Source organism: Streptomyces sp. NBC_01006 (assembly GCF_045162725.1).
Taxonomy (GTDB): Bacteria; Actinomycetota; Actinomycetes; order Streptomycetales; family Streptomycetaceae; genus Streptomyces.
The window spans coordinates 4,963,225-4,989,318 of sequence record NZ_CP108700.1 but is presented as its reverse complement, the minus strand read 5'-3'; the positions used below and the strand labels follow the sequence as shown (position 1 = coordinate 4,989,318).

27 protein-coding genes are annotated in these 26,094 nt (G+C 72.2%); 9 read left to right on the top strand and 18 right to left on the bottom strand.

The features are described 5' to 3' along the window. Positions 1-125 precede the first annotated feature (125 nt). From OG509_RS22955 to OG509_RS22935, 5 genes are all read left to right on the top strand, one after another. Positions 126-821 carry a response regulator transcription factor gene (locus tag OG509_RS22955; RefSeq protein WP_406184327.1) on the top strand — a complete coding sequence of 232 codons (696 nt, stop codon included), beginning with the start codon at positions 126-128 and terminating at the stop codon, positions 819-821. Then, positions 814-2,319 carry a sensor histidine kinase gene (locus tag OG509_RS22950; RefSeq protein WP_406184326.1) on the top strand — a complete coding sequence of 502 codons (1,506 nt, stop codon included), beginning with the start codon at positions 814-816 and terminating at the stop codon, positions 2,317-2,319. Before OG509_RS22955 ends, OG509_RS22950 begins: the two co-directional genes overlap by 8 nt. Before the next feature lie 56 nt (positions 2,320-2,375). Then, entirely contained in the window at positions 2,376-3,611 is a 1,236-nt protein-coding gene (locus OG509_RS22945; RefSeq protein WP_406184324.1) for an LCP family protein, read from the top strand. Beyond that, positions 3,599-5,017 carry an FtsW/RodA/SpoVE family cell cycle protein gene (locus OG509_RS22940; protein WP_406184322.1) on the top strand — a complete coding sequence of 473 codons (1,419 nt, stop codon included), beginning with the start codon at positions 3,599-3,601 and terminating at the stop codon, positions 5,015-5,017. Before OG509_RS22945 ends, OG509_RS22940 begins: the two co-directional genes overlap by 13 nt. 210 nt (positions 5,018-5,227) lie before the next feature. Further along, positions 5,228-6,109, top strand: a complete 882-nt coding sequence (locus OG509_RS22935; RefSeq protein WP_406184320.1) for a glycosyltransferase family 2 protein — start codon at positions 5,228-5,230, stop codon at positions 6,107-6,109. A gap of 27 nt (positions 6,110-6,136) precedes the next feature. Here OG509_RS22935 and OG509_RS22930 read toward each other — a convergent pair whose 3' ends face one another. Beyond that, positions 6,137-6,997, bottom strand: a complete 861-nt coding sequence (locus OG509_RS22930) for a polysaccharide deacetylase family protein (protein WP_406184319.1) — start codon at positions 6,995-6,997, stop codon at positions 6,137-6,139. Further along, positions 6,994-7,941 (bottom strand): polysaccharide deacetylase family protein, encoded by a 948-nt coding sequence (locus OG509_RS22925; protein ID WP_406184318.1) that lies wholly within the window; start codon positions 7,939-7,941, stop codon positions 6,994-6,996. Before OG509_RS22925 ends, OG509_RS22930 begins: the two co-directional genes overlap by 4 nt. Before the next feature lie 119 nt (positions 7,942-8,060). Here OG509_RS22925 and OG509_RS22920 point away from each other — a divergent pair, with 119 nt between their 5' ends. Then, positions 8,061-9,239 (top strand): THUMP-like domain-containing protein, encoded by a 1,179-nt coding sequence (locus OG509_RS22920; RefSeq protein WP_406184317.1) that lies wholly within the window; start codon positions 8,061-8,063, stop codon positions 9,237-9,239. Between the two features lie 6 nt (positions 9,240-9,245). On the opposite strand, the gene OG509_RS22915 is transcribed toward OG509_RS22920, so the two are convergent. The 5 genes from OG509_RS22915 to tsaB form a co-directional block, all read right to left on the bottom strand. After that, positions 9,246-9,875, bottom strand: coding sequence for a hypothetical protein (locus OG509_RS22915; protein WP_406184316.1), 630 nt, complete (start codon positions 9,873-9,875; stop codon positions 9,246-9,248). A 65-nt stretch (positions 9,876-9,940) separates the two neighbouring features. Further along, complete coding sequence (locus OG509_RS22910) at positions 9,941-10,213, bottom strand: hypothetical protein (protein WP_385582406.1); 273 nt, start codon at positions 10,211-10,213, stop codon at positions 9,941-9,943. After that, the gene (tsaD, locus tag OG509_RS22905) at positions 10,213-11,325 is read right to left on the bottom strand and encodes a tRNA (adenosine(37)-N6)-threonylcarbamoyltransferase complex transferase subunit TsaD (RefSeq protein WP_385582403.1); all 1,113 of its coding nucleotides are present in this window, start codon (positions 11,323-11,325) and stop codon (positions 10,213-10,215) included. Before tsaD ends, OG509_RS22910 begins: the two co-directional genes overlap by 1 nt. Beyond that, positions 11,318-11,830, bottom strand: coding sequence for a ribosomal protein S18-alanine N-acetyltransferase (rimI, locus tag OG509_RS22900; RefSeq protein ID WP_406184315.1), 513 nt, complete (start codon positions 11,828-11,830; stop codon positions 11,318-11,320). The genes tsaD and rimI overlap by 8 nt, the downstream gene beginning before the upstream one ends. Then, positions 11,827-12,489, bottom strand: a complete 663-nt coding sequence (gene tsaB, locus OG509_RS22895) for a tRNA (adenosine(37)-N6)-threonylcarbamoyltransferase complex dimerization subunit type 1 TsaB (RefSeq protein ID WP_403725698.1) — start codon at positions 12,487-12,489, stop codon at positions 11,827-11,829. The genes rimI and tsaB overlap by 4 nt, the downstream gene beginning before the upstream one ends. Positions 12,490-12,652: 163 nt before the next feature. Here tsaB and OG509_RS22890 point away from each other — a divergent pair, with 163 nt between their 5' ends. Then, positions 12,653-13,213 carry a hypothetical protein gene (locus OG509_RS22890; protein ID WP_406184314.1) on the top strand — a complete coding sequence of 187 codons (561 nt, stop codon included), beginning with the start codon at positions 12,653-12,655 and terminating at the stop codon, positions 13,211-13,213. 61 nt (positions 13,214-13,274) lie between these two features. Here the strand turns inward: OG509_RS22890 and OG509_RS22885 are convergent, their stop codons facing one another. The 8 genes from OG509_RS22885 to OG509_RS22850 form a co-directional block, all read right to left on the bottom strand. Further along, entirely contained in the window at positions 13,275-13,457 is a 183-nt protein-coding gene (locus OG509_RS22885) for a hypothetical protein (protein ID WP_406184313.1), read from the bottom strand. 145 nt (positions 13,458-13,602) lie between these two features. Then, positions 13,603-14,163 (bottom strand): tRNA (adenosine(37)-N6)-threonylcarbamoyltransferase complex ATPase subunit type 1 TsaE, encoded by a 561-nt coding sequence (gene tsaE / locus OG509_RS22880; RefSeq protein WP_406184312.1) that lies wholly within the window; start codon positions 14,161-14,163, stop codon positions 13,603-13,605. Further along, positions 14,099-15,298, bottom strand: coding sequence for an alpha/beta fold hydrolase (locus tag OG509_RS22875; protein WP_406184310.1), 1,200 nt, complete (start codon positions 15,296-15,298; stop codon positions 14,099-14,101). Before OG509_RS22875 ends, tsaE begins: the two co-directional genes overlap by 65 nt. An 18-nt stretch (positions 15,299-15,316) precedes the next feature. Next, positions 15,317-16,453: an alanine racemase gene (gene alr, locus OG509_RS22870; RefSeq protein ID WP_406184309.1), complete on the bottom strand. Its 1,137-nt coding sequence runs from the start codon at positions 16,451-16,453 to the stop codon at positions 15,317-15,319. Between the two features lie 127 nt (positions 16,454-16,580). Next, on the bottom strand, positions 16,581-17,975 hold the full coding sequence (locus OG509_RS22865) for an NAD(P)H-hydrate dehydratase (protein ID WP_406184307.1): 1,395 nt from the start codon (positions 17,973-17,975) through the stop codon (positions 16,581-16,583). A 50-nt stretch (positions 17,976-18,025) separates the two neighbouring features. Continuing rightward, the gene (locus OG509_RS22860; protein ID WP_406184305.1) at positions 18,026-18,394 is read right to left on the bottom strand and encodes a holo-ACP synthase; all 369 of its coding nucleotides are present in this window, start codon (positions 18,392-18,394) and stop codon (positions 18,026-18,028) included. An 18-nt stretch (positions 18,395-18,412) separates the two neighbouring features. Then, positions 18,413-20,260: a glutamine--fructose-6-phosphate transaminase (isomerizing) gene (gene glmS / locus OG509_RS22855; RefSeq protein WP_406184303.1), complete on the bottom strand. Its 1,848-nt coding sequence runs from the start codon at positions 20,258-20,260 to the stop codon at positions 18,413-18,415. Between the two features lie 105 nt (positions 20,261-20,365). Further along, positions 20,366-21,094 carry a hypothetical protein gene (locus OG509_RS22850; protein WP_406184302.1) on the bottom strand — a complete coding sequence of 243 codons (729 nt, stop codon included), beginning with the start codon at positions 21,092-21,094 and terminating at the stop codon, positions 20,366-20,368. 261 nt (positions 21,095-21,355) lie between these two features. Here OG509_RS22850 and coaA point away from each other — a divergent pair, with 261 nt between their 5' ends. Both coaA and OG509_RS22840 read left to right on the top strand, forming a co-directional pair. Beyond that, positions 21,356-22,348, top strand: a complete 993-nt coding sequence (gene coaA / locus OG509_RS22845; RefSeq protein WP_406184301.1) for a type I pantothenate kinase — start codon at positions 21,356-21,358, stop codon at positions 22,346-22,348. A gap of 25 nt (positions 22,349-22,373) precedes the next feature. Beyond that, positions 22,374-23,321: a DUF389 domain-containing protein gene (locus OG509_RS22840; RefSeq protein WP_406184300.1), complete on the top strand. Its 948-nt coding sequence runs from the start codon at positions 22,374-22,376 to the stop codon at positions 23,319-23,321. A gap of 98 nt (positions 23,322-23,419) precedes the next feature. On the opposite strand, the gene glmM is transcribed toward OG509_RS22840, so the two are convergent. The 3 genes from glmM to rplM all read right to left on the bottom strand — a co-directional run bounded on the left by glmM (position 23,420) and on the right by rplM (position 25,920). Continuing rightward, positions 23,420-24,778, bottom strand: a complete 1,359-nt coding sequence (glmM, locus tag OG509_RS22835) for a phosphoglucosamine mutase (protein WP_406184299.1) — start codon at positions 24,776-24,778, stop codon at positions 23,420-23,422. 134 nt (positions 24,779-24,912) lie between these two features. Then, entirely contained in the window at positions 24,913-25,434 is a 522-nt protein-coding gene (rpsI, locus tag OG509_RS22830; protein WP_385582367.1) for a 30S ribosomal protein S9, read from the bottom strand. Between the two features lie 42 nt (positions 25,435-25,476). After that, a complete protein-coding gene (gene rplM / locus OG509_RS22825) occupies positions 25,477-25,920 on the bottom strand; it encodes a 50S ribosomal protein L13 (protein WP_030154717.1) in 444 nt (147 codons plus the stop codon). Between the last annotated feature and the right edge of the window lie 174 nt (positions 25,921-26,094).

Below are 26,094 nucleotides of genomic sequence, written 5' to 3'. Positions count from 1 at the left end.
ACTATTCCGGCGATTAGCACTCGGTCAAGCGGAGTGCCAACACGCTCCGCCGGGAGATCCGGATCGGGGGTGCCCCCGGGGCCCGGGCCGGGCTGCCGAGGTGGGCGGTATGTGACGCTTGGGGCGTGCGCATTCTCGTGGTCGAAGACGAAGAAGGCCTCGCCGAGTCCCTGCGGCGCGGCCTCTCCGCCGACGGGCACTGGGTCGACCTCGCCCACGACGGCCACCGCGGGCTGGACCTCGCCCGCACCGGCTCGTACGACGCCGTCCTGCTCGACCTGATGCTGCCCGGCCTCAGCGGCTACGAGATCTGCGCCCGTCTGCGGGCGGACGGCGACCCCACGCCCGTCCTCATGCTGACCGCCAAGGACGGCGAGTACGACGAGGCCGAAGGCCTCGACTCCGGCGCCGACGACTACCTCACCAAGCCGTTCTCGTTCGTGGTCCTGGCCGCCCGGCTCCGCGCCCTCGCCCGGCGGGCGGCCGGCGCCACCGCCGGCGCCGCCGACCCCCACCACACCCTCCAGGCCGGCGACCTCGTACTCGAACCCGCCGGCCGCCGCTGCCGCCGCGGTACGCACGACATCGAGCTCACCGCCCGCGAGCTCGGCGTACTCGCCTGCCTGATGGAGCAGCCCGGCCGGGCCGTCGCCAAGCAGGACATCCTGGACCAGGTCTGGGACACCCCGCACGCCATCGACCCGAACATCGTCGAGGTGTACGTGTCCTCGCTGCGCAAGAAGATCGACGCCCCCTTCGGCCGCCGCTCGATCCTCACCGTGCACGGCACCGGCTACCGCATGGCTCCCGACGGTGGCTAGGGGGACGCCCCCGAGGGGGCGTCCGGGGCCGCTCCGGCGGCGGGCGGCGCTGGCCGCCGCGCTCGCCATGGCCGCCGTACTGGGCGCCGGCGGGCTGTGGCTCTACAGCCTGCTGCGGGCCAACCTCCTCGACAACACCACCAACCGCACCGAGCTCGCCGCCCGCAAGGTCGCCGCCCAGCTCGACGGCCACGACTTCCCCGGCGGGCGGCTGCCCGCGCCGGAGAGCGGGGTGGACCTGGTCCTCGTACGGGACGCGCAGGGGCGGACCGTCGCCTCCACCGGGGACCTCGGGGACGCCCCCGACCTCGGCGGCCTGCGCCCGCCCGCGCCCGGTGCATCGGGCGCGTCCGGTGCATCGGGCGCGTCCGGTGCATCCCGTGCGTCCGGCGAGGACTCCCGCTCCGCCGTGCTCCCGCCCGCGCGCCCCGGCGCGGAACGGCGCGCGGTGGTCGCGGTCGATGCGCCGGGCGGGCACGAGGTGTACGCCGTCACCGTGCTCGGCGACGTGGACGACGCGACCCGCGCCATCGCCCTCGGCCTGCTGGCCGGCGCACCCCCGCTGATCGGCTTCGCGGCGGCCCTCGCCTGGTGGGTGACGGGGCATGCCCTGCGCCCCGTCACCGCGATCCGCACCGAGCTCGCGGCGGTCACCGCCAGCGAGCTGGACCGCCGCGTTCCGGATCCCGGCGGGGCGGACGAGATCGCCCAGCTGGCCCGGACCGTCAACGACACGCTCGACCGGCTGGAGCGGTCCGACGCCCGGCAGCGGCAGTTCACCGCGGACGCCTCGCACGAGCTGCGCAATCCGCTGGCCGCGGTCCGCTCCCGGCTGGAGGTGGCGCTGGCCCAGGGCCGCCCCGACCGGGAGTCGGTCGCGGCCGCACTGGCCGATACCGAGCGGCTCCAGCGCATCGCGGCGGACCTGCTGCTGCTCGCCCGCCTCGACGGCGGCCCCGTACCGCGGACCGAGCCGGTGGACCTGGCGCTGCTGGCCGCGGAGGACCTGGCCCGGCGGCCGGCCCCCCGGGTTCCGCTCCGGCTGGACGCGCAGGCGCCCGTACCGGCGGCCGGGGATCCGGCGCGGCTGGAGCGGGCGCTGGCCAACCTGGTGGACAACGCGCTGCGGCACGCCCGTACGGGGGTCGTCGTACGGGCGGCCACCGAGTCGGCGGAGCCGGGCGGGAGGGGCTGGGCGGTGCTGGAGGTCGAGGACGACGGCCCCGGCATCCCGGCGGAGGACCGCGACCGGGTCTTCGAGCGGTTCGTCCGGCTGGACCCGGACCGCGGCCGCGCGGGCGGCGGTACGGGCCTCGGCCTGGCCATCGTCCGCGAGATCGCCCGCGCGCACGGCGGCGAGGCCCGCGCGCTGCCGTCGAGGGCGGGCGGCGGCATCCGGCTCGTGCTGCGCGTGCCGGCTGGCGGGGCGGGCAAAGTTCCGGCTCCGGATCCGGTTACGGCTCCGGTTCCGGCTCCGAGCCGGCCCTGGGAGTGCTGAACGCCCTTCAGGATCCTCAGGACTCCTTCAGCACCCCTCCCCCAGCATCGACTGGCATGAGCGCGCACCGGAGGAAGACCAGCCACCCCGCCCGCCGGCCCCGCCACCCCCGGCCCCGCCGGTTCCGCATCGCCCGCACCCTGCTCGTCGCCGTCTGCGCGCTGGCCGTCATGGCCGCCGCCGGCGCCTGGTACGTGTACCGGGACCTCGCCGGCAGCATCGGCAGCTCCAAGGCCCTGGAGGGCGCCGAGAAGTCGAAGTACGGCGACACCAACATCCTGCTGATGGGCCTGGACAGTCGCCGCGACCAGAACGGCGAGAAACTGCCGGAAGAGGTCCTCGACAAACTGCACGCCGGCAGCTCAGACATCGGCGGCTACAACGCGAACACGCTGATCCTGCTCCATGTCCCCGGCGACGGCAGCCAGGCGAAGGCCTTCTCGGTCCCGCGCGACGACTTCGTCGACATAGCGGGACCGGGACCGGGGCAGGGGCAGGGCAAGGACAAGATCAAGAAGGCGTACGGGCTGGCGAAGGCCAAGGAGGAGGAGCGGCTCTCGGCCCAGGGGGCCAAGGACCTGCGGCGGCTGGAGCGCGAGGGGCGGGAGGCCGGCCGCAAGGCACAGATCGAGACGGTACGGAACTTCCTGGGCGTCCCGGTCGATCACTTCGCCGAACTCAACCTGGCCGGTTTCTACCACCTGGCGGACGCGCTGGGCGGCGTACCGGTGTGCCTGAAGAAGCCGGTGCAGGACAAGTACTCGGGCGCCGACTTCCCGGCGGGCCGCCAGACCCTGAACGGTCAGCAGTCCCTGGCCTTCGTACGCCAGCGGCACGGCCTGGACATGGGCGACCTGGACCGGACGAAGCGGCAGCAGGCCTTCCTGGCGGGTGCCACGCAGAAGCTGAACTCGGCCGGAACCTTCACCGATCCGGTCAAGCTGATGAAGCTGATCGACGCCGCGAAACAGGACGTGGTGACGGACGAGGGCTGGGACCTGCTGTCGTTCGTGAAGCAGGCGAAGAACCTGTCCGGCGGCAAGGTGGCGTTCACGACACTGCCCATCGAGCGGTTCGGAAGGAACCATGGGGAGGACGTAAACGTCGTAGACGATATGAAGATAAAGCGCCTCATTGCCGAGCAGATCGGACCGGGGTCTTCCGCATCTGCGGCCGCTCCGAGCCCGAGCGGCGCCCCGGAGGCGCCTCCGGGAGCGGGTCCCGCGGCCCCGGCCCCGACCGCGAGCGGCAGCCCCGCCATCGACGGTGGCGGCATACCGTGCGTGGACTGAGGCCGCTCACGACGGCCGGCGCGCGCCGCCGTACCGAGGCGCTGCTCCTCGTCTTCGTCGTCGCCCTCACCGTCTTCGGGCACGCGAGCGCCGGCCTGGCGATGAACGGCGAGCTGCCCGCCAACCTCACCGGCTTCACGATCAGCATGACGCTGCTGGCGCTGGTGGGGCACCTGGGCGTGCGCCGGTTCGCGGCGTACGCGGATCCGTTGATCTTCCCGCTCGCCATGCTGCTGTCGGGGCTGGGGCTGGTGCTGCTGCACCGGCTGGACCAGTCGTACATCGCGCGGTACGGCGGCGAGGCGAACGCGCCGGGGCAGCTGCAGTGGACGGTCATCGGCGTGGCCGCGTGCCTGGCCGTGGTGGCGCTGCTGCGGGACCACCGGCTGCTGCAGCGGTTCATCTACATCACGATGGCGGTCGCGCTGGTGCTGCTGATCGCGCCGGCGTTCTTCGGCGCGGACACGTACGGCGCGAAGCGCTGGATCATCCTGTTCGGGTTCTCGCTCCAGCCGGGCGAGTTCGTGAAGATCATGATCTCGATCTTCTTCGCGGGCTATCTGGTCATCCACCGCGATTCGCTGGCCCTGACGGGCCGGAAGTTCCTGGGCATGCGGCTGCCCCCGATGCGCCAGCTCGGGCCGATCATCACGGTGTGGATCGTGTCGCTGCTGGTGCTGGTCTTCGAGCGGGACCTGGGTACGTCGCTGATCTTCTTCGGCGTGTTCGTGGTGATGCTGTACGTCGCCACCGAGCGCACCAGCTGGATCGTGACCGGCCTGCTCATGGCGGCAGTGGGCGCCTTCGTGGTGGGCTCGACGGAACCGCACGTCAAGGGGCGTGTGGCGGCGTGGCTGGAGCCGCTGTCGTACTACTGGAAGGAACGGCCGCCGGGGGTCATCTCGGACCAGTCCGCGCAGGCGCTGTTCAGCTTCGGTACGGGCGGCATGTCGGGGACGGGGCTGGGGATGGGGCACCCGGAGCTGATCGGCTTCGCGGGGCGCAGCGACTTCATCCTGACCACGGTGGGCGAGGAGCTCGGGCTGGCCGGTGTCATGGCGGTGCTGATCCTGTACGCGCTGCTGGTCCAGCGGGGGCTGCGGATGGCGCTGGGCGCTCGTGACCCGTTCGGGAAGCTGCTGGCGGTGGGCCTGTCGGCGGCACTGGCGCTCCAGGTCTTCGTGGTGGCGGGCGGTGTGACGGGCCTGATCCCGCTCACCGGCAAGGCGCTGCCGTTCCTGGCGAAGGGCGGCTCGTCCCTCCTGGCCAACTGGATCATGATCGCCCTGCTGCTGCGCATCAGCGACAGCGCGGAACGCCAACGCGAAGCCGACGCCCAGGGCCCGGCGGAAACGACGATCACCCCGCTGGTCCCGGCTACCGCGCCCCCGGCCGCTCGGGACTGAGGCCGGGGTTCCGGTCCCTCGGGGCCGGGGGCCTTCCCGGGCGCCCTCACCCAACCCGTACCGGACAGCGACCAGGTGCCCCTGCGGGGGCTCGACGCGTCAGATCGCTACGCGCTTCGATCGGCCCGGCGGCCGACGGCCGTCCGGGGTTGGACGGGCTCCTGGCCATTAGCATCGGGGCCTGTTCGCCGACAACTGGAGTTCGCCGCCATGCCGTTGCCTCGCCTTGGAGTCGTCGTCGTGACGATGGGCACTCGTCCGCGCGAGTTGGCGGCTCTGCTCGCCTCCGTGGAGGGGCAGGACGTGCCGGCGACGAGGGTGGTGCTGGTCGGCAATGCGACGCCCCTCACCGATGTGGACGTGGCGGCCAACGTCGTCAAAGTCCCGCTTGCTCAGAACCTGGGCTGCCCGGGAGGCCGCAACGTCGGCCTGGAGAAGCTGCGCAAGTCGGGCGAGGTGGACGTCGTCATCGAGCTGGATGACGACGGGCTGCTCATCGACGCAGGCGTGTTCGGGAGGGTCCGGCAGCTGTTCGCGGAGGACCCGGCGCTGGGGGTCATCGGTTTCAGGGTCGCCGACGAGCACGGGCACACGGAGCGGCGCTGGGTTCCGCGGCTGCGTGCTGACGATCCGATGCGCCGTGGCCTGGTGACCGCCTTCCTCGGCGGCGGCCACGCGTTCTCGATGCCCATGCTCCGGCAGATCGATCTGTGGCCGGCGGAGTTCTTCTTCGGGCACGAAGAGTCCGATTTGGCGTGGCGTGCGCTCGATGCGGGATGGAAGATCCTCTACGAACCCGAGATCGTCCTCCAGCATCCGAAGACGTCTCCCGCTCGGCATGCGGTCCATTACCGGTTCACCGCCCGGAACCGTGTCTGGCTGGCCCGCCGCCGGCTCCCGGCTGCTCTGGTTCCGGTCTATCTCGGCGTGTGGATCGTTCTCGCCATGGTGCGGATGCGGTCTTCGACGGGGCTGAAAGCGTGGTGGAGCGGTTTCGCCGAGGGTGTGCGCTCGCCGTGCGGACTGCGCAAGCCGATGAAGTGGCGCACGGTGTGGCGCATGACCCGGCTGGGCCGGCCTCCGGTCCTTTGAGCCATCGCCCCCGGAAGCAGGCGGAGGTCAGAGGTAGTCCTCCAGGTGGCCTATGCGGTAGCCCTGGTCCTGGATGCGCTGGAGCATGCGGGTGGTCATCTGGATTTCCGTCGAGCCCTTGAGTTCGGAGGGGCCGCGGAAGTGGGCCAGGACGATGTCGCCCGGTTTGAGGGCGGAGCCCTCGGCGTACTGGAAATTGTTGATCTGCATCGACACGCGCCACAGGATCACCTGCGATATGCCGCATTCGGAGGCGGCCTTGAGGGTGTCGTCGTTGTAGTTGCCGTACGGCGGCCGGAAGCGGACCGGCTTGGTTCCGAAACGTTTCTCCAGGTGTTCCTGCTGACCGCATATCTCCTTCTTCTGCGCCGCGAAGGGCAGGGTCCGGAGGTTCGGGTGCGTCAGGGTGTGGTTGTTGATCGTGCTGCCGGAGCCGTTGTCGCGGAGCTTCTCGAAGTGCCCGTAGTCCGACGAGGCGATGTTGTCCGTCAGGAACATGCTGATCGGCAGCTTGAGGTCGGCCGCCATCTTCAGGAACTCGGGGTCCTTCTCCGCGCCGTCGTCGAAGGTCAGGAAGACGACCTTGTCGCTGGACGGGACGGGTATTCGGTCCACCACCTGGGCCTTGCCCGGGGCGGCCGGGGCGAGGGTGGGCTTCTGGGCCGGCTTCGGGGCGAATTGGAGGGGGGACTTCAAACCCCACTTCTTGTACGCCTCGTCGCCGGGCGACTGTGACGGCGACGCAGCCGCCGTCGGCGGCTGCGTCGTCTCGGGAGCCTTGCTGCCCAGTCTCTCGACCGGGTCCGCGCTGCCCCCACACCCCGTCAGGGACAGCGCGAGCGCGCCGGCGGCCAGCGTTCCGACTACCGACCGGCGCGCGTTCCTCACAAGTAGTCCTCCAGGCGGGCCACGGCGTATCCCTTGTCCGTGACGGTCTTCATGACATGACGGATCATGTCAGGCATGGAGCCCTTCCAGTCCTCCCGGCCCCGGAAATGGGTCAGGATGATGTCTCCAGGATGGAGGTCGCGGTCCCATTCCCGCCAGTCCATGCGGTTCGGGAAGGCCTCCGCGTTCCACAGCGGGACCGCCTTGATGCCGCAGGACTTCGCCGCGCGCAGCGTGTCCTCGTTGTAGTTGCCGTACGGCGGCCGGAACAGGGTCGGCCGTTTGCCGAACTGCTTCTGGATCGTGTCCTGCTGCCCGCAGATCTCCTCGTGCTGCTCCTCGTACGAGAGCGCCGGCATGTAGCGGTGGTTGAGCGTGTGGTTGTTCAGGGAGACGCCGGCGGCCTGCATCTCCTTGAAGTAGGGATAGTTGTCGCGGACGAGGTAGTCGCTGAGGAACGCCGTGTACGGGATCTTCAGCTCCTGCATCATCTTCAGGAACTCGGGGTCCTTCTCCGCGCCGTCGTCGATCGTCAGGAAGACGACCTTGTCCTCCGTGGGGACGGTGGTGAAGACGGGCGGGAGGTCTTCCTGGCCCTCGACCTCGAAGCCCTCGCGCGTGGTGATCTCCGGCTTCGTCTTGGGCGCGGCCGGCGCGGTCAGCGGCGGCTTGGCCAGCTTCCACTTCTTCGCCGCGACGACCCGTGCCTGCTGGGCGGCCTTCAGCTGCTCGGCCGGGTTCGCGACCGCGCCCGCGGCGCCCGCGGGCGCGTCCGCGGCCTTGCCGCCCTTGCGGGCGGGAGTGGAGTCGGCGGCGGAGCCGCATCCCGTTCCGAGGGCGGCGACCAGCAGTGCGGCCAGTGCCACCCCGACGCGGCCGCGCGGACCCGCCGCGGACCGGTGACCATGAAGCGTCTTATGTTCCTTTTGTCCGACTAGCTGCATAGCAGCGCATCCTGGCACCCGCCACGCCCGCTTCCCGGACGACACCTCGCGCCGCGCTGCCACGTTCCTCCGACCGGCCCACACACACCGCCGCCGGCAAAGGAGCCGACAATGGAGCGGTGACCCCCGAAGACTTCGCCGCGCTCCTCACCCCCGAGGGCCGCGCCCTCCTCGACTCGCTCCGCGACCACGACCCGGCCCAGGAGCTCGCCCTCGCCACCCGGCTGCGCCGCGATCACCCCGCCGCGCTGGTCTCCGCCGCGCTCGGGCAGGCCCGGCTGCGGCAGCGCGCGGTGGCGAAGTTCGGGGCCGAGGACGCGTTCCGGATGTACTTCACGCCCGGCGGTGGCGAGATGGCCACCCGCGCCTCGGTGGCCTCGTACCGCGCCGAACGGCTCGCGGAACTCGGCGTGCGCAGCGTCGCGGACCTCTGCTGCGGCATCGGCGGGGACGCCCTCGCCCTGGCCCGGATCGGCATCCGCGTCCTCGCCGTGGACCGCGACCCGCTGACCGTCGCCGTCGCCCGCGCCAACGCCGAGGCCCTGGGGCTGGCGGAGCTCATCGAGCTCCGCGAGGCGGACGTGACCGACATCGACACCTCCGGGTACGACGCCGTCTTCCTCGACCCCGCCCGGCGCGGCGGCCGCGGCCGGATCTTCGACCCCGAGGGCTACTCGCCGCCGCTGTCGTGGGCCGTCGAGGCCGCCCGTACGGCCAAGTACGCCGCCATCAAGATCGCCCCCGGGATCCCGCACGAGGCCGTGCCGCCGGAGGCCGAGGCCGAGTGGATCTCGGACCAGGGGGACGTGAAGGAGGCCGTGCTGTGGTTCGGGACCTCGCCCGGCACCGTACGCGCCACCCTGCTGCCGGGTCCGCGCACCCTGCACACCGCCGATCCGCTGCCCGATCCCGAGGCCGGACCGGTCGGCCGCTACCTCTACGAGCCCGACGGCGCCGTGATCCGCGCCCACCTCGTCGCCGAGGTCGCCGAGCAGCTGGCCGGCCGGCTCATCGACCCGACCATCGCGTACGTCACCGCCGACGAGCTGCGCGCGACTCCGTACGCCACCGCGTACGAGATCACCGACGTGCTGCCGTTCGGCCTCAAGAAGCTGAAGGCGCTGCTGCGCGAGCGCGAGGTCGGCATCCTGACCGTCAAGAAGCGCGGTTCGGCCATCGAGCCCGAGGAGCTGCGCAGAAAGGTCAAACCGCAGGGGCCGCACTCCGCGACCGTCTTCCTGACCCGGGTCGCCGGCGCCCCGTCGATGCTGATCGGCTCGCCCGTCAGCGCGCGGTAGCGGCCGTCAGCGCGCGGTAGCGCCGCCGCGGAAGGCGCGCACCGCCCACCGGTAGTGCGCGCCGGCCTTGCCGAGGCCCAGCAGGCCGGTGATCCACAGGATCATGCCGAGGCCCATGTAGTACGTGACCTCCCCGTACGTGGTGATGCCCGGGCGGGCCGACGCCGCCGAGCCGAAGGTCACGTACAGCCCGAACGCGCCCAGCGCGAAGGAGGCCAGCAGCCAGGTCAGGCTCAGCCCCGGTGCGCGGACCCGCGCGTCGGCGGCCGGGTCCCGGTCCGACTCGGCCCAGGCGCGCAGCAGCTGGTGGACCAGCCGGTCCCGCCGGGCGCCCCGGGCGAACCAGAAGCCGGCCGGGATCAGCACGCCCGCGCCGAGCAGGCCGAAGATCAGGCCGAAGAGGTACGAGAGCGGGTCGCCCGGCGTCTCGAAGGACATCAGGGCCATCCCGACGAAGGACCAGCCGAGCGCGAAGACGGCGGCGACGGCCCAGAGCAGCAGCAGCCGCCCCAGGCCCAGGCTGCGCCGGCCCAGGTCCTTCAGGAAGCGGGCGCGGTCGGCCCGTACGGCGTTCTCGTCCAGCCAGTCGCGCAAGTGGGCCGGAGGCGGTGGAGGCGGCAGGTCACGGCGAGGCATGCTCATGACGATAACGGCAGCGGGCCCGAGTCCCGCTCACAAGCCGCTGGAGCACGCCTCGCGTGTCAGGTCCCGCTGGTCTCCACCGACTCGAACCGCCAGCGGTGCACCGGGCGGGTGATCAGGTCGGCTGCGGGCTCCGGGAGTTCGGGCAGCTGCGCCGCCACGCCCTCGGCCGCCTCCCACCATGTGACGACCAACACCCGGTCCTGCGGGGCCCGCAGGAGCTCGCGGCGCACCGGCTCGCGCTCCAGCACCTGCGAACGGGCCCACTCCAGCAGCTCGTTGCCCCGCCCGGTGGCGGCCCGGGCCTCCCACATCAGCGCGACGGTGCTCATCAGTACAGGTTGTCCTTGCTCAGCTCGTGCACGTGGTCGTGATCGTGGTCGTGGGAGTGCGCGTGCGAGGTACCCGGCACGTGCGGGTCCGTCACCGGCAGCGAGGAGTCCGCCGACAGGTCCCAGTCCGAGGCCGGCCGGTTCCGCTTGACCATCTCCGCGCCCAGTGCCGCCACCATCGCGCCGTTGTCCGTGCACAGCTTCGGCCGCGGCACCCGCAGGATGATCCCCGCGTCGTCGCAGCGCTCCTGCGCCAGCGAGCGCAGCCGGGAATTGGCCGCCACACCGCCGCCGATCATCAGGTGGTCGACGCCCTCGTCCTTGCACGCGCGGATCGCCTTGCGGGTCAGCACGTCCACCACGGCCTCCTGGAAGGACGCCGCCACATCGCGCACCGGCACCTCCTCGCCCGCGTTCCGCTTCGCCTCGATCCAGCGGGCGACCGCCGTCTTGAGGCCGGAGAAGGAGAAGTCGTACGCCGCGTCGCGCGGCCCCGTCAGCCCGCGCGGGAAGTTGATCGCCTTCGGGTCGCCCTCGCGGGCGAGCCGGTCGATGACCGGGCCACCGGGGAAGCCCAGCTGCAGCACGCGCGCGATCTTGTCGAAGGCCTCGCCTGCCGCGTCGTCGATGGTCGCGCCCAGCGGCCGTACGTCGGAGGTGATGTCCGGTGCGAGCAGCAGCGAGGAGTGCCCGCCGGAGACCAGCAGCGCCATCGTCGGCTCCGGCAGCGGCCCGTGCTCCAGCTGGTCCACGCAGATGTGCGAGGCCAGGTGGTTCACCCCGTAGAGCGGCTTGCCGAGCGCGTACGCGTACGCCTTGGCCGCCGAGACGCCCACCAGCAGGGCCCCCGCGAGGCCGGGACCCGCCGTGACGGCGATCCCGTCGAGGTCGCGGGCGCTGACCCCGGCCTCCTTCAGGGCGCGCTCGATGGTCGGGACCATCGCCTCCAGGTGCGCCCGGGAGGCCACCTCGGGCACGACGCCGCCGAAGCGGGCGTGCTCGTCGACGCTGGAGGCGATCGCGTCGGCCAGCAGGGTGGTGCCGCGGACCACGCCGACGCCGGTCTCGTCGCAGGAGGTCTCGATGCCGAGGACGAGCGGTTCGTCAGCCATTGCTCTCAGTGCTTTCAGTCGTCGCTTGTGCGGGGTCGGTCAGGCGCATCACGAGCGCGTCCACGTTGCCGGGCTGGTAGTAGCCCCGCCGGAAGCCGATCGGCTCGAAGCCGAAGCGCTCGTAGAGCTTCTGGGCCCGGGTGTTGTCCACCCGTACCTCCAGCAGCACCTCGGCGCACTCGAACGCGGTGGCGGCGCGCAGCAGGTCGGTGAGGAGCCGGGCGCCGAGCCCGGTCCCCCACTGGTCGCGCGCGGCCGCGATGGTCTGTACGTCGGCCAGGTCACCGGCGGCTGCCAGCCCGGCGTAGCCGACCAGGCGGCCGGAATCCGGGTCTTCCGCGACCACGTAGCGGCGGGTGGCGCGCGGGCCGCGGGCGTGGGCGAGCTCGGACCAGAACATGCCCGCGGACCAGGCGTCCTCGGGGAACAGCTCGTGCTCCAGTTCCAGCACCGGCTCGATGTCCCACCAGCGCATCTCGCGCAGTACCGCTGTCGGTGCCGTCACTGCGGGGTGACCACCTTGTAGTTCTTGGGCACCTGCGCATCGGGCCGGCGCAGGTAGAGCGGCGTCGGAGGCAGGAACTCCTCGCCCGCCGCCAGCCGTTCCACGGCCAGGGAGGCGAGCGCGGCGGCGCTCTGGTGCTCGGGGGCCCGCGCGTCCGTGAAGACGTCCGGGTACAGCAGCGCGCCCTGGCCCACCGCGGGCACCCCGGCGACCCGCTCGGCGATGTCGGCCGGGCGGTCCACGGCGGGCTCGCCGACACGCGTGCGCGGGTCCTCGTACCGGGCCCAGTAGACCTCCTTGCGCCGCGCGTCGGTGGCGACGGTGAAGGGGCCCTCGATCCCGGCGGCGCCCGCGGCGTACGCGAGCCCGTCGAGGGTGCACAGGCCGTGCACGGGGATGCCGAGCACGGTGGCGAAGGTGGAGGCGGTGACGAGGCCGACGCGCAGCCCGGTGTAGGGGCCGGGGCCGACCCCGACGACGATGCCGGTGAGGGCGTCGAGCTTCAGCCCGGCCTCCGCGAGCACCTTGTCGACGGAGGGCAGCAGGAGCTCCCCGTGGCGGCGGGCGTCGACCTGGTTCGACTCGGCGAGGACGGACTCGCCGTCGTGCAGGGCGACGGTGACGGCGGGCGTGGCGGTATCTACAGCGAGCAAGAGCACGCGAACAGCCTACGACTCCGGGGGCCCGGGCCCTCGCGGCCGGTCACGGGGCACCCCGGCTGCTACCTTCGACCCAGGTATCGGCCGGGGCCGGGCCGGGGCACGCAGGCGCTGCCCGGCAGGCGCTCCGGCAACAGGGGAAGCACGGGAGAGGTGGAGCAAGGTGGCACGCAGCAGCTCGGGAATCGTGGCCGGGCTCACCGTGGTGGCGATCGCCGCCGTCGGCTTCCTCGGTTACCAGGCCTCCGCGACCGCGCCCGCGCATCCCCCGAAGGCGGCGGCCGCGCCGCCCGCGGCCCCTTCCCCGGTACCGTCCGCGCACGCGGCCGAGCAGGCGAAGCCGGTGGCCGTGCCGGCCGAATCGGGCACCGGTTCGCGCGTCGTGTACTCGGTGAGCCAGAAGCGGGTGTGGCTTGTCGGCGAGGGCGGTCAGGAGCCGAAGTCGTTCACGGTCAAGCCCAGTACGGCGCACCCGAAGCCGGGCACGTACCTGGTGAACTCGCGCTCGGGCGCGGTCACCGGCTCGGACGGGGTGCCGATCGAGCACGTCGTACGGTTCGCCACCGCCGAGGGGGTCGTGGTCGGGTTCAGCTCCCGGGTGGACGGCCAGATGCCGGAGCCCGACCAGAGCAAGAAGACCGGCGGCATCCGGATGGCGCGGGCCGACGGCGATGCCATGTGGGCCTTCGCGACGATCAACTCGAAGGTCGTCGTCCTTCCCTGACCGGCGACCGCCGACCGCCGAAGCCACCGCCGCTGATTCACCCGTACGGACTACAGGCTTCTCAGGCCGCCTCGGACTCCGGGGCGGCCTGTTCGCGTACGTCCACGGATTCGGCCCCGGGCGCGTCCGAGGCCCCCCGCACGGGAGGCGTCGAGACGGCGGTGGCTGCCGCGCCCGCGGCGAGCAGCGCCCCCATGGACACGACGGACGGGCGGGGGTCGCGCTGCACTCCTGCTGCGGACATGGCTCCTCCTGGCCTGGGCCGGCCCGTACTTAGGTAAACCTAACCAGCCCTCCGTACCATGTCACCACGTCGGACTCCGTCGGCGCAATATCTTGCCGACGAGTTGTCGGTACGTTTTCCGGGACGGCGTCTCCGGGGCAGCGGGCTACAGCGCCGCCAGCGCGCCCGGCGCGGACCAGCGCGCCCCGATCCCGCGCACCGAGACCTCCCGTACGTCGTCCAGGACCTCCTCGTGGCCGACCGCCCGCGCGATCACCACGTGCAGCCGGTCGTCGGAGAGCTCCTCGACCTTTCCGTCGCCCCATTCCACGACGACCACGGATTCGGGCAGCGAGACGTCGAGGTCCAGGTCCTCCATCTCGTCCAGCCCGCCGCCCAGCCGGTACGCGTCCACGTGGACCAGCGCCGGCCCGCCGCTCAGCGAGGGGTGGACCCGGGCGATCACGAAGGTCGGCGAGGTCACGGCGCCCCGTACGCCCAGCCCCTCGCCCAGGCCCCGGGTCAGCGTGGTCTTGCCCGCGCCGAGCTCCCCGGTCAGCAGGACGAGGTCGCCGGGGCGGAGCAGGCCGGCGAGGGTGCGGCCCAGCTCCTGCATGGCCTCGGGCGAGTCGACGGTGATGCGCGCCTCGGCGTCGGCCGCCTCAGTTCCCTGCTGCGGTGCCTGACTGTGTGGTGCTCGTGGCGCTTCCAGCGGTACTTCTTCCATGCCCGCCAACGTTAGCCGCTGCGGGCACCGCACCGGTGCGCGCCAGCAGGTCGGTCAGCAGCCCGGTCACCGTGTCGGGGTACTCCAGCATCATCAGGTGACCGGCGGACTCCAGGACCACGAGCTCGGCGGCCGGCAGCGCGTCCTTGATGGCCTGGCTGTGCGCGGCGGGGGTGACCATGTCGCGGTCGCCGGCGATGACGGTGACGGGGATGTCGGCGAACCGCTGGAGGGCGGCGCTCTTGTCGTGGATCTGGAAGGCCGGGTAGAACTCGGCGACCACGTCGATCGGGGTGGCCTCGATGAGCCGCTCGGCGAAGCGCGCGACCCCCGGGTCCACCTCGCGGGGGGCGCCGAACGAGTACATCTTGATCATGCCGGCGAAGAGGTCGGCGGTGGCCCGGCGGCCCTTCTCGACCAGCTCCACCTGCGAGCCGAGCGCCTTGAGCACGGGCGGCAGGATGCGCCGTACGGCCCCCATGCCGACCGAGGGGAGCCCGTACGTGACCTGGTCGAGGTGGCCGCTGGACGTGCCGACCAGGGCCACGCCGATCACCCGGTCGCGGATCAGCTCGGGGAACTGCTCGGCCAGCGCCATGATCGTCATACCGCCCATCGAGTGGCCCACCAGGATCAGCGGGCCCTCGGGCGCGGCGGCGTCGATGACGGTCTTCAGATCGCGGCCGAGCTGGTCGATGCTCACGCGCTCGCCGTCGGCCTGGGCGAAACCGCGCGCGCTGCGGCCGTGGCTGCGCTGGTCCCAGTACACGGAGCGGACCAGTCCGCGCAGGGCGGAGCGCTGGAAGTGCCAGGAGTCCTGGGCGAGGCAGTAACCGTGGCAGAACACGACGGTCGGAGCGGCCGGGTCCTTGCGGCGCAGCCGACCCCGCTTCTTGGGGCCCTCGGGCGGCTCGTCGACCTCGTAGTAGAGCTCGGTGCCGTCCTCGGCGTAGCAGGCTCCCGGCGTCCCGCGCAGCGAGCCGTAGTCGCCGGTGGCGTCGAGCGCGAGGCGCGCCTTGCGGCGCATGCCGCGTCCGACCGTGATCCGTTCGACCGCGACCCCGGCCGCCGCGCCTGCGGCTATCACGCCGATCGCGGCGCCGGCCCAGCCTGCCTTGCGCCAGTTCTCGCTCACGCCGTCCTCACTCAGCCCTCAGCCGCCCAGGTAGACCCGGGGTACGCGCGCCCCGATACGGGTGACGATCTCATAGGCGATCGTGTGTGCCGCTTGAGCCCAGTCCTCGGCGGTGGGCTCGCCGTGCTCGCCGGTGCCGAAGAGGACGGCCTCGTCCCCGGCGCGTACCAGGTCACCGCCCAGGTCGACGACGAACTGGTCCATGGCGACGCGGCCGGCGACGCGGCGGACCTTGCCGCCGACGGAGACGGGCCCGCTGCCGGAGGCGTGCCGGGGGATGCCGTCGGCGTATCCGGCGGGGATGAGGGCGAGGTTCGTCTCGGTCTCGGTGACGTAGTGGTGCCCGTAGCTCACCCCGTGGCCGGCGGGCACGGTCTTGACCAGCGCCACGGAGGCCTTGAGGGTCATGGCGGGCCGCAGGCCCAGCTCCTCGGCGGTGCCGAGCTCGGGGGCCGGCGAGACGCCGTAGACGGCGAGGCCGCAGCGGACGAGGTCGAAGTGGCTCTCGGGCAGGGTCAGGGTCGCGGGCGAGTTGGCGATGTGCCGGACCTCGGGCTCCACGCCCTCCTTCTCGGCGTACGCCAGCATCTCGCGGAAGGAGGCCAGCTGGAGCGGGATGGAGGGGTGGCCGGGCTCGTCGGCGCAGGCGAAGTGCGACCAGAGGCCGGTGATCTTGACGGTGCCCTCGGCCTGGGCGGCGACGGCCGCGCCGACCAGCTCGGCCCAGTCGGCGGGCTGGCAGCCGCTCCGGCCCAGGCCGGTGTCGGCCTTGAGCTGGATCCTGGCCGTGCGGCCGGCGGCGAGCGCGGCCTTGCGCACCTCGTCGAGGGCCCACATCCCGCTGACGGAGATGTCCACGTCGGCCTCGACGGCCGCCTGCCACGGCCCGCCGGGGGTCCACAGCCAGCACAGGAGCGGTCCGGCGATCCCGGCGGCGCGCAGGGCGAGCGCCTCCTCGGGGGTGGCGGTTCCGAGCCAGGTGGCACCGGCGTCCTGGGCCGCGCGGGCGCAGGGGATCGCGCCGTGGCCATAGGCGTCCGCCTTGACGACGGCCATCAGCTCGGCCCGGGGTGCCCGCGCGCGCAGGGCGCGTACGTTCGCCCGTACGGCGTCAAGATCGATCTCGGCGTACACGCGCGTCGGTGTCTCGTTCATCGCCCCCAGTCTCTCAGAGCGAGGCCATGGCCTGCGCGACCGCCGTTCACACGTCGACATATTGGACGATTTTCACCCCTGATGACGCATCAGGGGTGGTAGGCCCGGGGGGTGTCCACGTCACGGCCTACCCGCGGATGTCGCGCCAGGCGTCCGGGAGGGACTCCGCGATCTGCTGGGCGAGGAGCGGGGCTCCGGAGGCGGCCCGGCGGCCCGCCAGGCCGTGCACGTACGCCGCCACCGACGCGGCGTCCGGCGCCGCCAGCCCCGAGGCCAGCAGGGATCCCGCCAGGCCCGACAGGACGTCGCCGCTGCCCGCGGTCGCCAGCCACGGGGTGCCCGTCGGGTTGACCCGGACCGGGCCGCCCCCGGCGCGCGACACCAGCGTCGTCGATCCCTTCAGCAGGGCCGTGGCCCCGTACCGCGCCGCCAGGGAGCGTACGGACGACAGCCGGCCCGACTCCACCGCCTCGCGGTCCACCCCGAGCAGCGCCGCCGCCTCCCCCGCGTGCGGGGTCAGCAGGGTCTCGGCCGGCCGGGCCCGCAGCACCGCCGGATCCAGCCCGCGCAGCCCGTCCGCGTCCACCAGCACCGGCACCGGGTCGGCCAAGGCCCCGGCGACCTCCGCCGCCCGGCCCTCGCCCAGCCCCGGGCCGACCACCCACGCCTGCACCCGGCCCCGCCCGATCAGCGTCTCGGGGTACCGCGCCAGCACCGCGTCCGCCGCCGGGCCGACGTAGCGCACGGCGCCCGCGCCGCCGCGCAGCGCCCCCGCGACGGCGAGCACCGCCGCGCCCGGGTACTGCACCGACCCGGCGACGATGCCGACGACGCCCCGCCGGTACTTGTCGCTCGACGCCGTCGGAGCCGGCAGCAGCGCCGCCACATCGGCGTGCTGCAGGGCCTCCGCGTCCGGGTCCGGCAGCGACAGCCCGATGTCCACCAGGCGCAGCGCGCCCGTGCGCGAGGCGCCCGGGTCGATGAGCAGCCCCGGCTTGTACGCCCCGAAGGTCACCGTGACATCGGCGTGGACGGCCGCTCCGGCCACCTCGCCGGTGTCCGCGTCGACCCCGCTCGGCAGGTCCACCGCGACGACGGGGGCACCGGCCGGGATCCGCTCCACCAGCGCCGCCGCGGCCGGCCGCAGCCCGCCGCGGCCGCCGATGCCGACGAGCCCGTCCAGTACGAGGTCCGCCCGGCCGGGAACGGCCTGCTCGACCCGGCCCCCGGCGGCCAGCAGCGCCCGCAGCCCGCCCGCGTGCACCCGCTCCGGATCCATCGGTACGGCGGTCACCCCGGCGCCGCGCCGGGCCAGCCGGGCGCCCGCGTACAGCGCGTCGCCGCCGTTGTCCCCGGGCCCGACGAGCAGCACGACGCGCGCCCCGTACACCCGCCGCAGCAGTCCGGCGCAGACGGCGGCCAGCCCGGCCGCCGCGCGCTGCATCAGGGCGCCCTCCGGCAGTCGCGCCATCAGCTCGCGCTCGGCGGCCCGTACGGTCTCCACGCTGTAAGCAGTACGCATGACACCCAGCCTGCCGGACATCCCCCGTCCCCGGGCCGGGGAACGCGGGGCTATCCCTCGGCGATCACCACGGCCGAGGCGATGCCCGCGTCGTGGCTCAGGGAGATGTGCCAGGACTTCACGCCCAGCGCCACCGCCCTGGCCTCGACCGTCCCCGACACCCGCACGCGCGGCTGCCCGGTCTCCTCGACGTACACCTCGGCGTCGGTCCACAGCATCCCGCCGGGCGCGCCGAGCGCCTTGGCGAGGGCCTCCTTGGCCGCGAACCGGGCGGCGAGCGAGGCGATCCCGCGCCGCTCGCCGCTCGGCAGCGTCAACTCGGAGTCGACGAACAGCCGCTGCGCCAGTTGCGGCGTCCGGGCCAGCGACTCACCGAACCGATCGATCTCGGCAACGTCGATTCCCACTCCGATAATCACAACGCCAACTCGCTTCGCTCACTCCACGGTTACAGACTTTGCGAGGTTACGCGGCTGGTCCACCTCGTTCCCCCGCGCCGTGGCCAGTTCGCACGCGAAGACCTGCAGGGGCACCGTCGCCACCAGCGGCTGGAGCAGCGTCGGCGTCGCCGGGATCCGGATCAGGTGGTCGGCGTACGGGACGACCGCGTGGTCTCCCTCCTCCGCGATCACGATGGTCCGCGCCCCGCGGGCCCGGATCTCCTGGATGTTCGACACGATCTTGTCGTGCAGCACGGAGCGCCCGCGCGGCGACGGCACGACCACCACCACCGGCAGGTCCTTCTCGATCAGCGCGATCGGCCCGTGCTTGAGCTCGCCCGCCGCGAAGCCCTCGGCGTGCATGTACGCCAGCTCCTTGAGCTTGAGCGCGCCCTCCAGCGCCACCGGGTACCCGACGTGCCGGCCGAGGAACAGCACGGTGTCCTTGTCCGCCAGCGAACGCGCCAGCTCCCGGACCGGCTCCATGGTCTCCAGTACCGTGTCCACGGCCGCGGCGATGTCGGACAGCTCGCGGATCACCGTCTCGATCTCGTCGCCCCACTTCGTACCCCGCACCTGCCCGAGGTACAGCGCGACCAGATAGCAGGCCACCAGCTGCGTCAGGAACGCCTTGGTCGAGGCGACGGCCACCTCCGGACCGGCGTGCGTGTACAGCACCGCATCCGATTCGCGCGGGATCGTCGACCCGTTCGTATTGCAGATGGCCAGCACCTTGGCCCCCTGTTCGCGCGCGTGCCGCAGCGCCATCAGGGTGTCCATGGTCTCGCCGCTCTGCGAGATCGCGACCACCAGCGTCCGCTGGTCCAGGATCGGGTCGCGGTAGCGGAACTCGCTGGCCAGCTCCGTCTCGCACGGGATGCGGGTCCAGTGCTCGATGGCCAGCTTCGCGATCATGCCCGCGTGGTACGCCGTACCGCACGCCACGATCACGACCTTGTCGACCTCCCTGAGCACCGAGACGGGGATGCGCACCTCGTCCAGGCTCAGCGAGCCGCTCGCGTCGATCCTGCCCAGGAGGGTGTCGGCGACAGCCTTCGGCTGCTCCGCGATCTCCTTGAGCATGAAGTAGTCATAGCCCCCCTTTTCGGCCGCCGAGGCGTCCCAGTCCACGTGGTACGCCCGCACGGACGCGGGCGCACCGGCGAAGTCGGTCACCGTGACCCCGTCGCGGCGGAGCTCGACGACCTGGTCCTGCCCCAGCTCGATCGCGGACCGGGTGTGGGCGATGAACGCGGCCACGTCCGAGGCGAGGAAGTTCTCACCCTCCCCAACGCCCACCACCAGGGGGGAGTTCCGGCGGGCCCCGACCACCACGTCCGGCGCGTCGGCGTGCACCGCGACCAGCGTGAACGCGCCCTCCAGCCGCCGGCACACCTGCCGCATGGCCTCCGCGAGGTCCCCGCCGGCCTCGAACCGCTCGGCCAGCAGGTGGGCGACCACCTCGGTGTCCGTCTCCGACTCCAGCCGGTGCCCGCGCTCGGCCAGTTCGGCGCGCAGGGCGGCGAAGTTCTCGATGATGCCGTTGTGGACGACGGCCACCCGGCCCGCGTTGTCGAGGTGCGGGTGGGCGTTGACGTCGGTGGGCCCGCCGTGGGTGGCCCAGCGGGTGTGCCCGAGTCCCGTGGAACCGGCCGGCAGCGGATGCCCGACCAGTTCCTTCTCCAGATTGACCAGTTTTCCGGCCTTCTTGGCGGCGACCAGCCCCCCGTCCGCGAGCACGGCGACCCCCGCCGAGTCGTAGCCGCGGTACTCCAGCCGCTTGAGTCCGGCGATGACCACATCGAGCGCCGACTGCGCTCCCACGTAACCCACAATTCCGCACATACGGCGCAGCGTACGCGGATGTCGGCTCCGTGCCCCGTACCTGAACAAGACGAAAAACCCGCCCCCGCGAATACGCCGGAGCGGGTTGACGCATGTTTCGGACGGTCAGCCGAGCTTCTTGGCCTGGATCTCGACGACGGCCTTCGGCTGCTCGGCGGAGCCGCTCGGGCTCACGGCCGAAAAGGTGGCGATGATGTTGCCCTTGCGCACGACCACGAGCTCCGTGGAGGCCTTCTCGCCGTCCACGTCGGCCACCGCGGTGTAGGCGAGCGCCTCGTCGCCCGCGGTGACCGGGGCGCCCGGGACCACCTTGGAGATCTTGAGGGAGTCGCCGGACTGACTGCCCGTGTAACCGCCGGCGCAGGCCGTGGCCGCGGCCTTGACCGAAGCGAAGGCCGCGTCGGCGCCCTTGCCCTCGTACGAGGCGAGGGCGATGGACGTGACGGTGGCGCCCAGGACGTCGCCAGCGGACTTCGGCAGGGCGACCGCCTTGGTGCCCGCCCTGCCCACCGGGGTGCCGACCGGGGCCGTGGACTGCGCCTTGACCAGCGGCAGGCACTCGGGTTTGTCGCTCCCGGCACTGGCCGCCGCCGCGAGCTCGGCCGGGGTGGCCGCCCGGACCGCGTGGGTCGGCAGCTCGGCCTGCGTCACCAGCAGCCCGCCCAGCTCGGCGTCCGTCTTCGCCTGCGCCGCCGCCGACGCCGGGGCGGAGGGGGTCGGCGTGGCGCCGCCCACCTTGGCGTCCGACTTGTCGGAGCCGCAGGCGGTGGCCAGCAGGGCCAGGGACACCGCGGAAGCGGTCAGGACGGTACGACGGACAAGGGTGCTACGCACGAAAGATCTCCCCCAGAACACACAGCAAACGAAAACAGCGGCACCAGGCCTGAGCCGAGCCGCTTCGACCGGCAAATCTACGCGGCGATCCGATCAAGGTCGGACCATTTTCCTCGGCGTGCCGCCGATCGTGACCGGGGCGAAACCCTCCCGGCCCGCCCTCCGCCACGTGACCGACCCCACCACCCACAACCGCCCCCGAGCCACGACAATGGCCCTGTGATCACTTCGCCGCCACGAAGCACGCCGCCGGAGAGCGCGATGGAGCGCCCCGACCGCCCCGAGCGACCCCACCGCCGGGCCGAGGTCTCCCCGTACGTCGACCTCACCCGCGACGAGTGGAGCGCGCTGCGCGAGCGGACCCCGCTCCCCCTCACCGCCGAGGAGGTCGAGCGGCTGCGCGGTCTCGGCGACGTCATCGACCTCGACGAGGTCCGGGACGTCTACCTGCCGCTCTCCCGCCTTCTCAACCTCTACGTCGGCGCCACGAGCAACCTCCGAGGCACCCTCAACACCTTCCTCGGCGACGCCGGCAACGGCCACGGCGCCCAGCAGGGCACCCCCTTCGTCATAGGGGTCGCCGGCTCCGTCGCCGTCGGCAAGTCCACCGTGGCCCGCCTCCTCCAGGCCCTGCTCGCCCGCTGGCCCGAGCACCCCCGCGTCGAGCTGGTCACCACCGACGGCTTCCTCTACCCCATGAAGGAGCTCCAGCGGCGCGGGCTGACCGCCCGCAAGGGCTTCCCGGAGTCGTACGACCGCCGCGCGCTCACCCGCTTCGTCGCGGACATCAAGGCGGGCAAGGACGAGGTCAGCGCCCCGGTCTACTCGCACCTGATCTACGACATCGTCCCCGGTGAGCAGCTCGTCGTACGCCGCCCCGACATCCTGATCGTCGAGGGGCTCAACGTCCTGCAGCCGGCCCTGCCCGGCAAGGACGGCCGTACGCGCGTCGCGCTCGCCGACTACTTCGACTTCAGCGTGTACGTGGACGCCCGGCCCGAGGACATCGAGCGCTGGTACCTCAACCGGTTCCGGAAGCTGCGCGAGACCGCGTTCCAGAATCCCTTCTCCTACTTCCGCAAGTACACCCAGGTCTCCGAGGAGGAGGCCGTGGAGTACGCGCAGACCATGTGGCGCACGATCAACAAGCCCAACCTCCTGGAGAACGTCGCCCCCACCCGCGGCCGCGCGACGCTGGTCGTCCGCAAGGGCCCGGACCACAAGGTCCAGAAGCTCAGTCTCCGCAAGCTCTGACCCCGTCGGCGGCTATGGTGCGGCCATGCTGCACCTTCGGTTGATCACCCCGGCCGACCGGACCGACGCCGTGGTCTCGGTCATCGAATCGACGGTGGGCACCACCCATCTGGTCGTACTGCCGGGCGCCGCCCGCGATCCGCGCGGCGACCTCGTGCTGTGCGACGTCGCCCGCGAGGCGGGGGACGAGCTGCTGCAGGAGCTCCAGCGACTGGGCATCGAGAAGGACGGCTCGATCGCCGTCGAGAACATCGACCTGTCGTTGTCCCGGCGCGCCGACGCGGCCGAGGAGGAGGCCCCGGGCGAGGCCGCCGACGCGGTGCTGTGGGAGCAGCTGACGGAGGCGACCCACGAGGAGTCGACCCTCACCATCACGTACGTCGCGTTCATGATCCTCGCGACGATGATCGCGGCCTGCGGTGTGGTCCTCGACAACGCGATCCTGATCGTGGGCGCCATGGCGGTCGGCCCGGAGTTCGGTCCGCTCGCCGGAGTCTGCACCGGCGTGGTGCAGCGCGAACCGCGGCTCGCGCTGCGGTCCCTCGGCGCGCTGCTGATCGGTTTCGCGGTGGCGATCGCCGCCACCACCTTCTTCAGCCTGGGGATGGACGCCATCGGGCAGTTCCACGCGGGGATACTCGACCGGCCCCGCCCGAACACCGGCTTCATCTGGCAGCCGGACTCGTTCTCCTTCGTGGTGTCGCTGCTCGCGGGCGTGGCCGGGGTGCTGTCCCTGACCTCCGCCAAGTCCGGGGCGCTGGTGGGCGTCGCCATCTCGGTGACGACCGTCCCGGCGGGCGCGAACGCCGCCGTGGCCCTCAGCTACGGGGAGTTCGCCCAGATGTGGGGGTCGGCGGAGCAGCTGCTGCTGAACCTGGGCGGGATCATGCTGGCGGGCGTCCTCACCCTGTACGCACAGAAGGCGCTGTGGCGGACCCAGCGCGGCCGCTGGTCCCGCCGGCCCAAGACCTGAGCGACCGGTCTTCCACAGCGGCCGCCGCGAACGCCGTCGGCCCCGCCCTCCGGGATCACCGGGAGGGCGGGGCCGACGTACGAAGGACCTCGGCCCGTCTAGCCGAGCGCCGACTTCACGGCGTCCGCCAGCCGCCCGGCGACCGCGCGGGCCTGCTCGATGTCGGCGGCCTCGACCATGACCCGTACGAGCGGCTCGGTACCGGACGGACGGAGCAGCACCCGCCCGGTGGTGCCCAGCTCGCGCTCGGCGTCGGCGACGGCGGCGGCCAGCTCCCCGGAGGTCGCGACCCGCGACTTGTCCACGTCGGGGACGTTGATCAGCACCTGCGGCAGCCGCCGCATGACACCCGCGAGATCGGCGAGCGAGCGGCCCGTGGCCGCGATGCGCGCCGCGAGCAGCAGGCCGGTGAGCGTGCCGTCGCCGGTCGTGGCGTGGTCGAGGATGATCACGTGGCCGGACTGCTCGCCGCCGAGCGCGTAGCCGTGTTCCTTCATCGACTCCAGCACGTACCGGTCGCCGACGCCGGTCTGCACGACCTCGATGCCCTCGCCCTCCATGGCCAGCTTGAAGCCGAGGTTGGACATCACGGTGCCGACGACGGTGTTGCCGCGCAGCTGGCCGGCCTCGCGCATGGCCAGGGCCAGCACCGCGAGGATCTGGTCGCCGTCGATCTCGGCGCCGGTGGCGTCGACCGCGAGGCAGCGGTCCGCGTCGCCGTCGTGCGCGATGCCGAGGTCGGCGGAGTGCTCGACCACGGCCTGCTTGAGGAGCCCCAGGTGGGTTGAGCCGCAGCCGTCGTTGATGTTGAGGCCGTCGGGCTCGGCGCCGATGGTGACGATCTCGGCTCCCGCCCGGGTGAAGGCCTCGGGCGAGACGCGGGCGGCCGCGCCGTGCGCCTCGTCCAGGACGATCTTGAGCCCTTCGAGGCGGTTCGGGAGGACCCCGATGAGGTGGGCGACGTACTTGTCGAAGCCCTCGTCGTAGTCGGAGACGCGCCCGACGCCGGCGCCGGTGGGCCGGTCCCAGGGGGCGCCGGTGCGGTGCTCCTCGTAGACGGCCTCGATGCGGTCCTCAAGCTCGTCGGCGAGCTTGTGGCCGCCGCGGGCGAAGAACTTGATGCCGTTGTCGGGCATCGCGTTGTGGCTGGCCGAGAGCATCACGCCGAGGTCGGCACCCAGCGCACCGGTGAGATACGCCACCGCCGGGGTGGGCAGCACACCGACGCGCAGGACGTCCACGCCCGCGCTCGCGAGGCCCGCGACGACCGCGGCCTCCAGGAATTCGCCGGAGGCGCGCGGGTCGCGGCCGACGACCGCGGTCGCGCGGTGGCCCGCGAAGGTGCCCGCTTCGGCGAGTACGTGGGCAGCTGCCACGGAGAGGCCGAGCGCGAGCTCAGCCGTCAGATCCGCGTTGGCGACGCCGCGTACACCGTCCGTCCCGAAGAGTTGTCCCACTGTTGTCCTCCCGAGTTCACGCTTCGTTTGTGACCGCTTGTGACATGTATTTGCCGCTTGTGGCGGTAAACGAACCGCCCCGACAGCACAGAGAGTGCTGCCGGGGCGGTTTGTTGCTGAACAGCAGGCGCAGATTAACGCTTGCTGTACTGCGGAGCCTTACGGGCCTTCTTGAGACCGGCCTTCTTGCGCTCGACCGCACGGTCGTCGCGGGAAAGGAAGCCGGCCTTCTTCAGCGCCGGGCGGTTGTTGTCGACGTCCGCCTCGTTCAGCGCACGGGCCACGCCGAGGCGCAGGGCACCGGCCTGACCGGAGACGCCGCCACCCGAGATGCGGGCGATGATGTCGTAGCGACCGTCGAGCTCGAGGAGCTTGAACGGCTCGTTGACTTCCTGCTGGTGCACCTTGTTGGGGAAGTAGTCCTCAAGGGTGCGACCGTTGATCTTCCACTTGCCGGTGCCCGGAACGATCCGGACGCGGGCGATGGCGTTCTTGCGACGGCCCAGGCCGGCGGCCGGCTGGGGGTCGCCGAAGCGACCGGCAAGGGACTCGGAGGTGTAGTCGCCCTCGACGGCTTCCACAGACTCGGTGGTGTACTCCTCGACGTTGCCCTCGAACTCGTCGACGGGGGTCGTCTCGGCGGTGGTCTCGGCCACGATGCTCCTCAGAATTTTCTACGTCTTAGGGGGTGGCCGGAACTACTGCGCGACCTGGGTGATCTCGAACGGCACCGGCTGCTGGGCAGCGTGGGGGTGCTGGTCGCCCGAGTAGACCTTCAGCTTCGAGAGCATCTGACGGCCCAGGGTGTTCTTGGGGAGCATGCCCTTGACGGCCTTCTCGACGGCCTTCTCCGGGTTGTTCGCCAGGAGGTCGTCGTAGCGCACCGAACGCAGACCGCCCGGGAAACCGGAGTGGCGGTACGCCATCTTCTGCGACGCCTTGTTGCCGGACAGGTGAACCTTGTCGGCGTTGATGATGACGACGAAGTCGCCCATGTCCATGTGAGGCGCATAGGTCGGCTTGTGCTTGCCACGCAGGAGGGCAGCGGCCTGGGTCGCCAGACGGCCGAGGACAACGTCCTGGGCGTCGATGACGAGCCACTGGCGCGAGATGTCGCCGGGCTTGGGGCTGAACGTACGCACGCGTATGCCTTCGCTTCTTCAGTGGTGGTATCCCACGGGCGCAAGCCCCACGGGAAGGTCCTGACAGGGTCACCACGGACGATCACGACAGCCCTCGTTCACAACAGGGACGCAACCCGTGTGAACCGCTGGTCATCGGTCCGGTGGACCGGCGCAAGGCCTTTCACGTGAGAA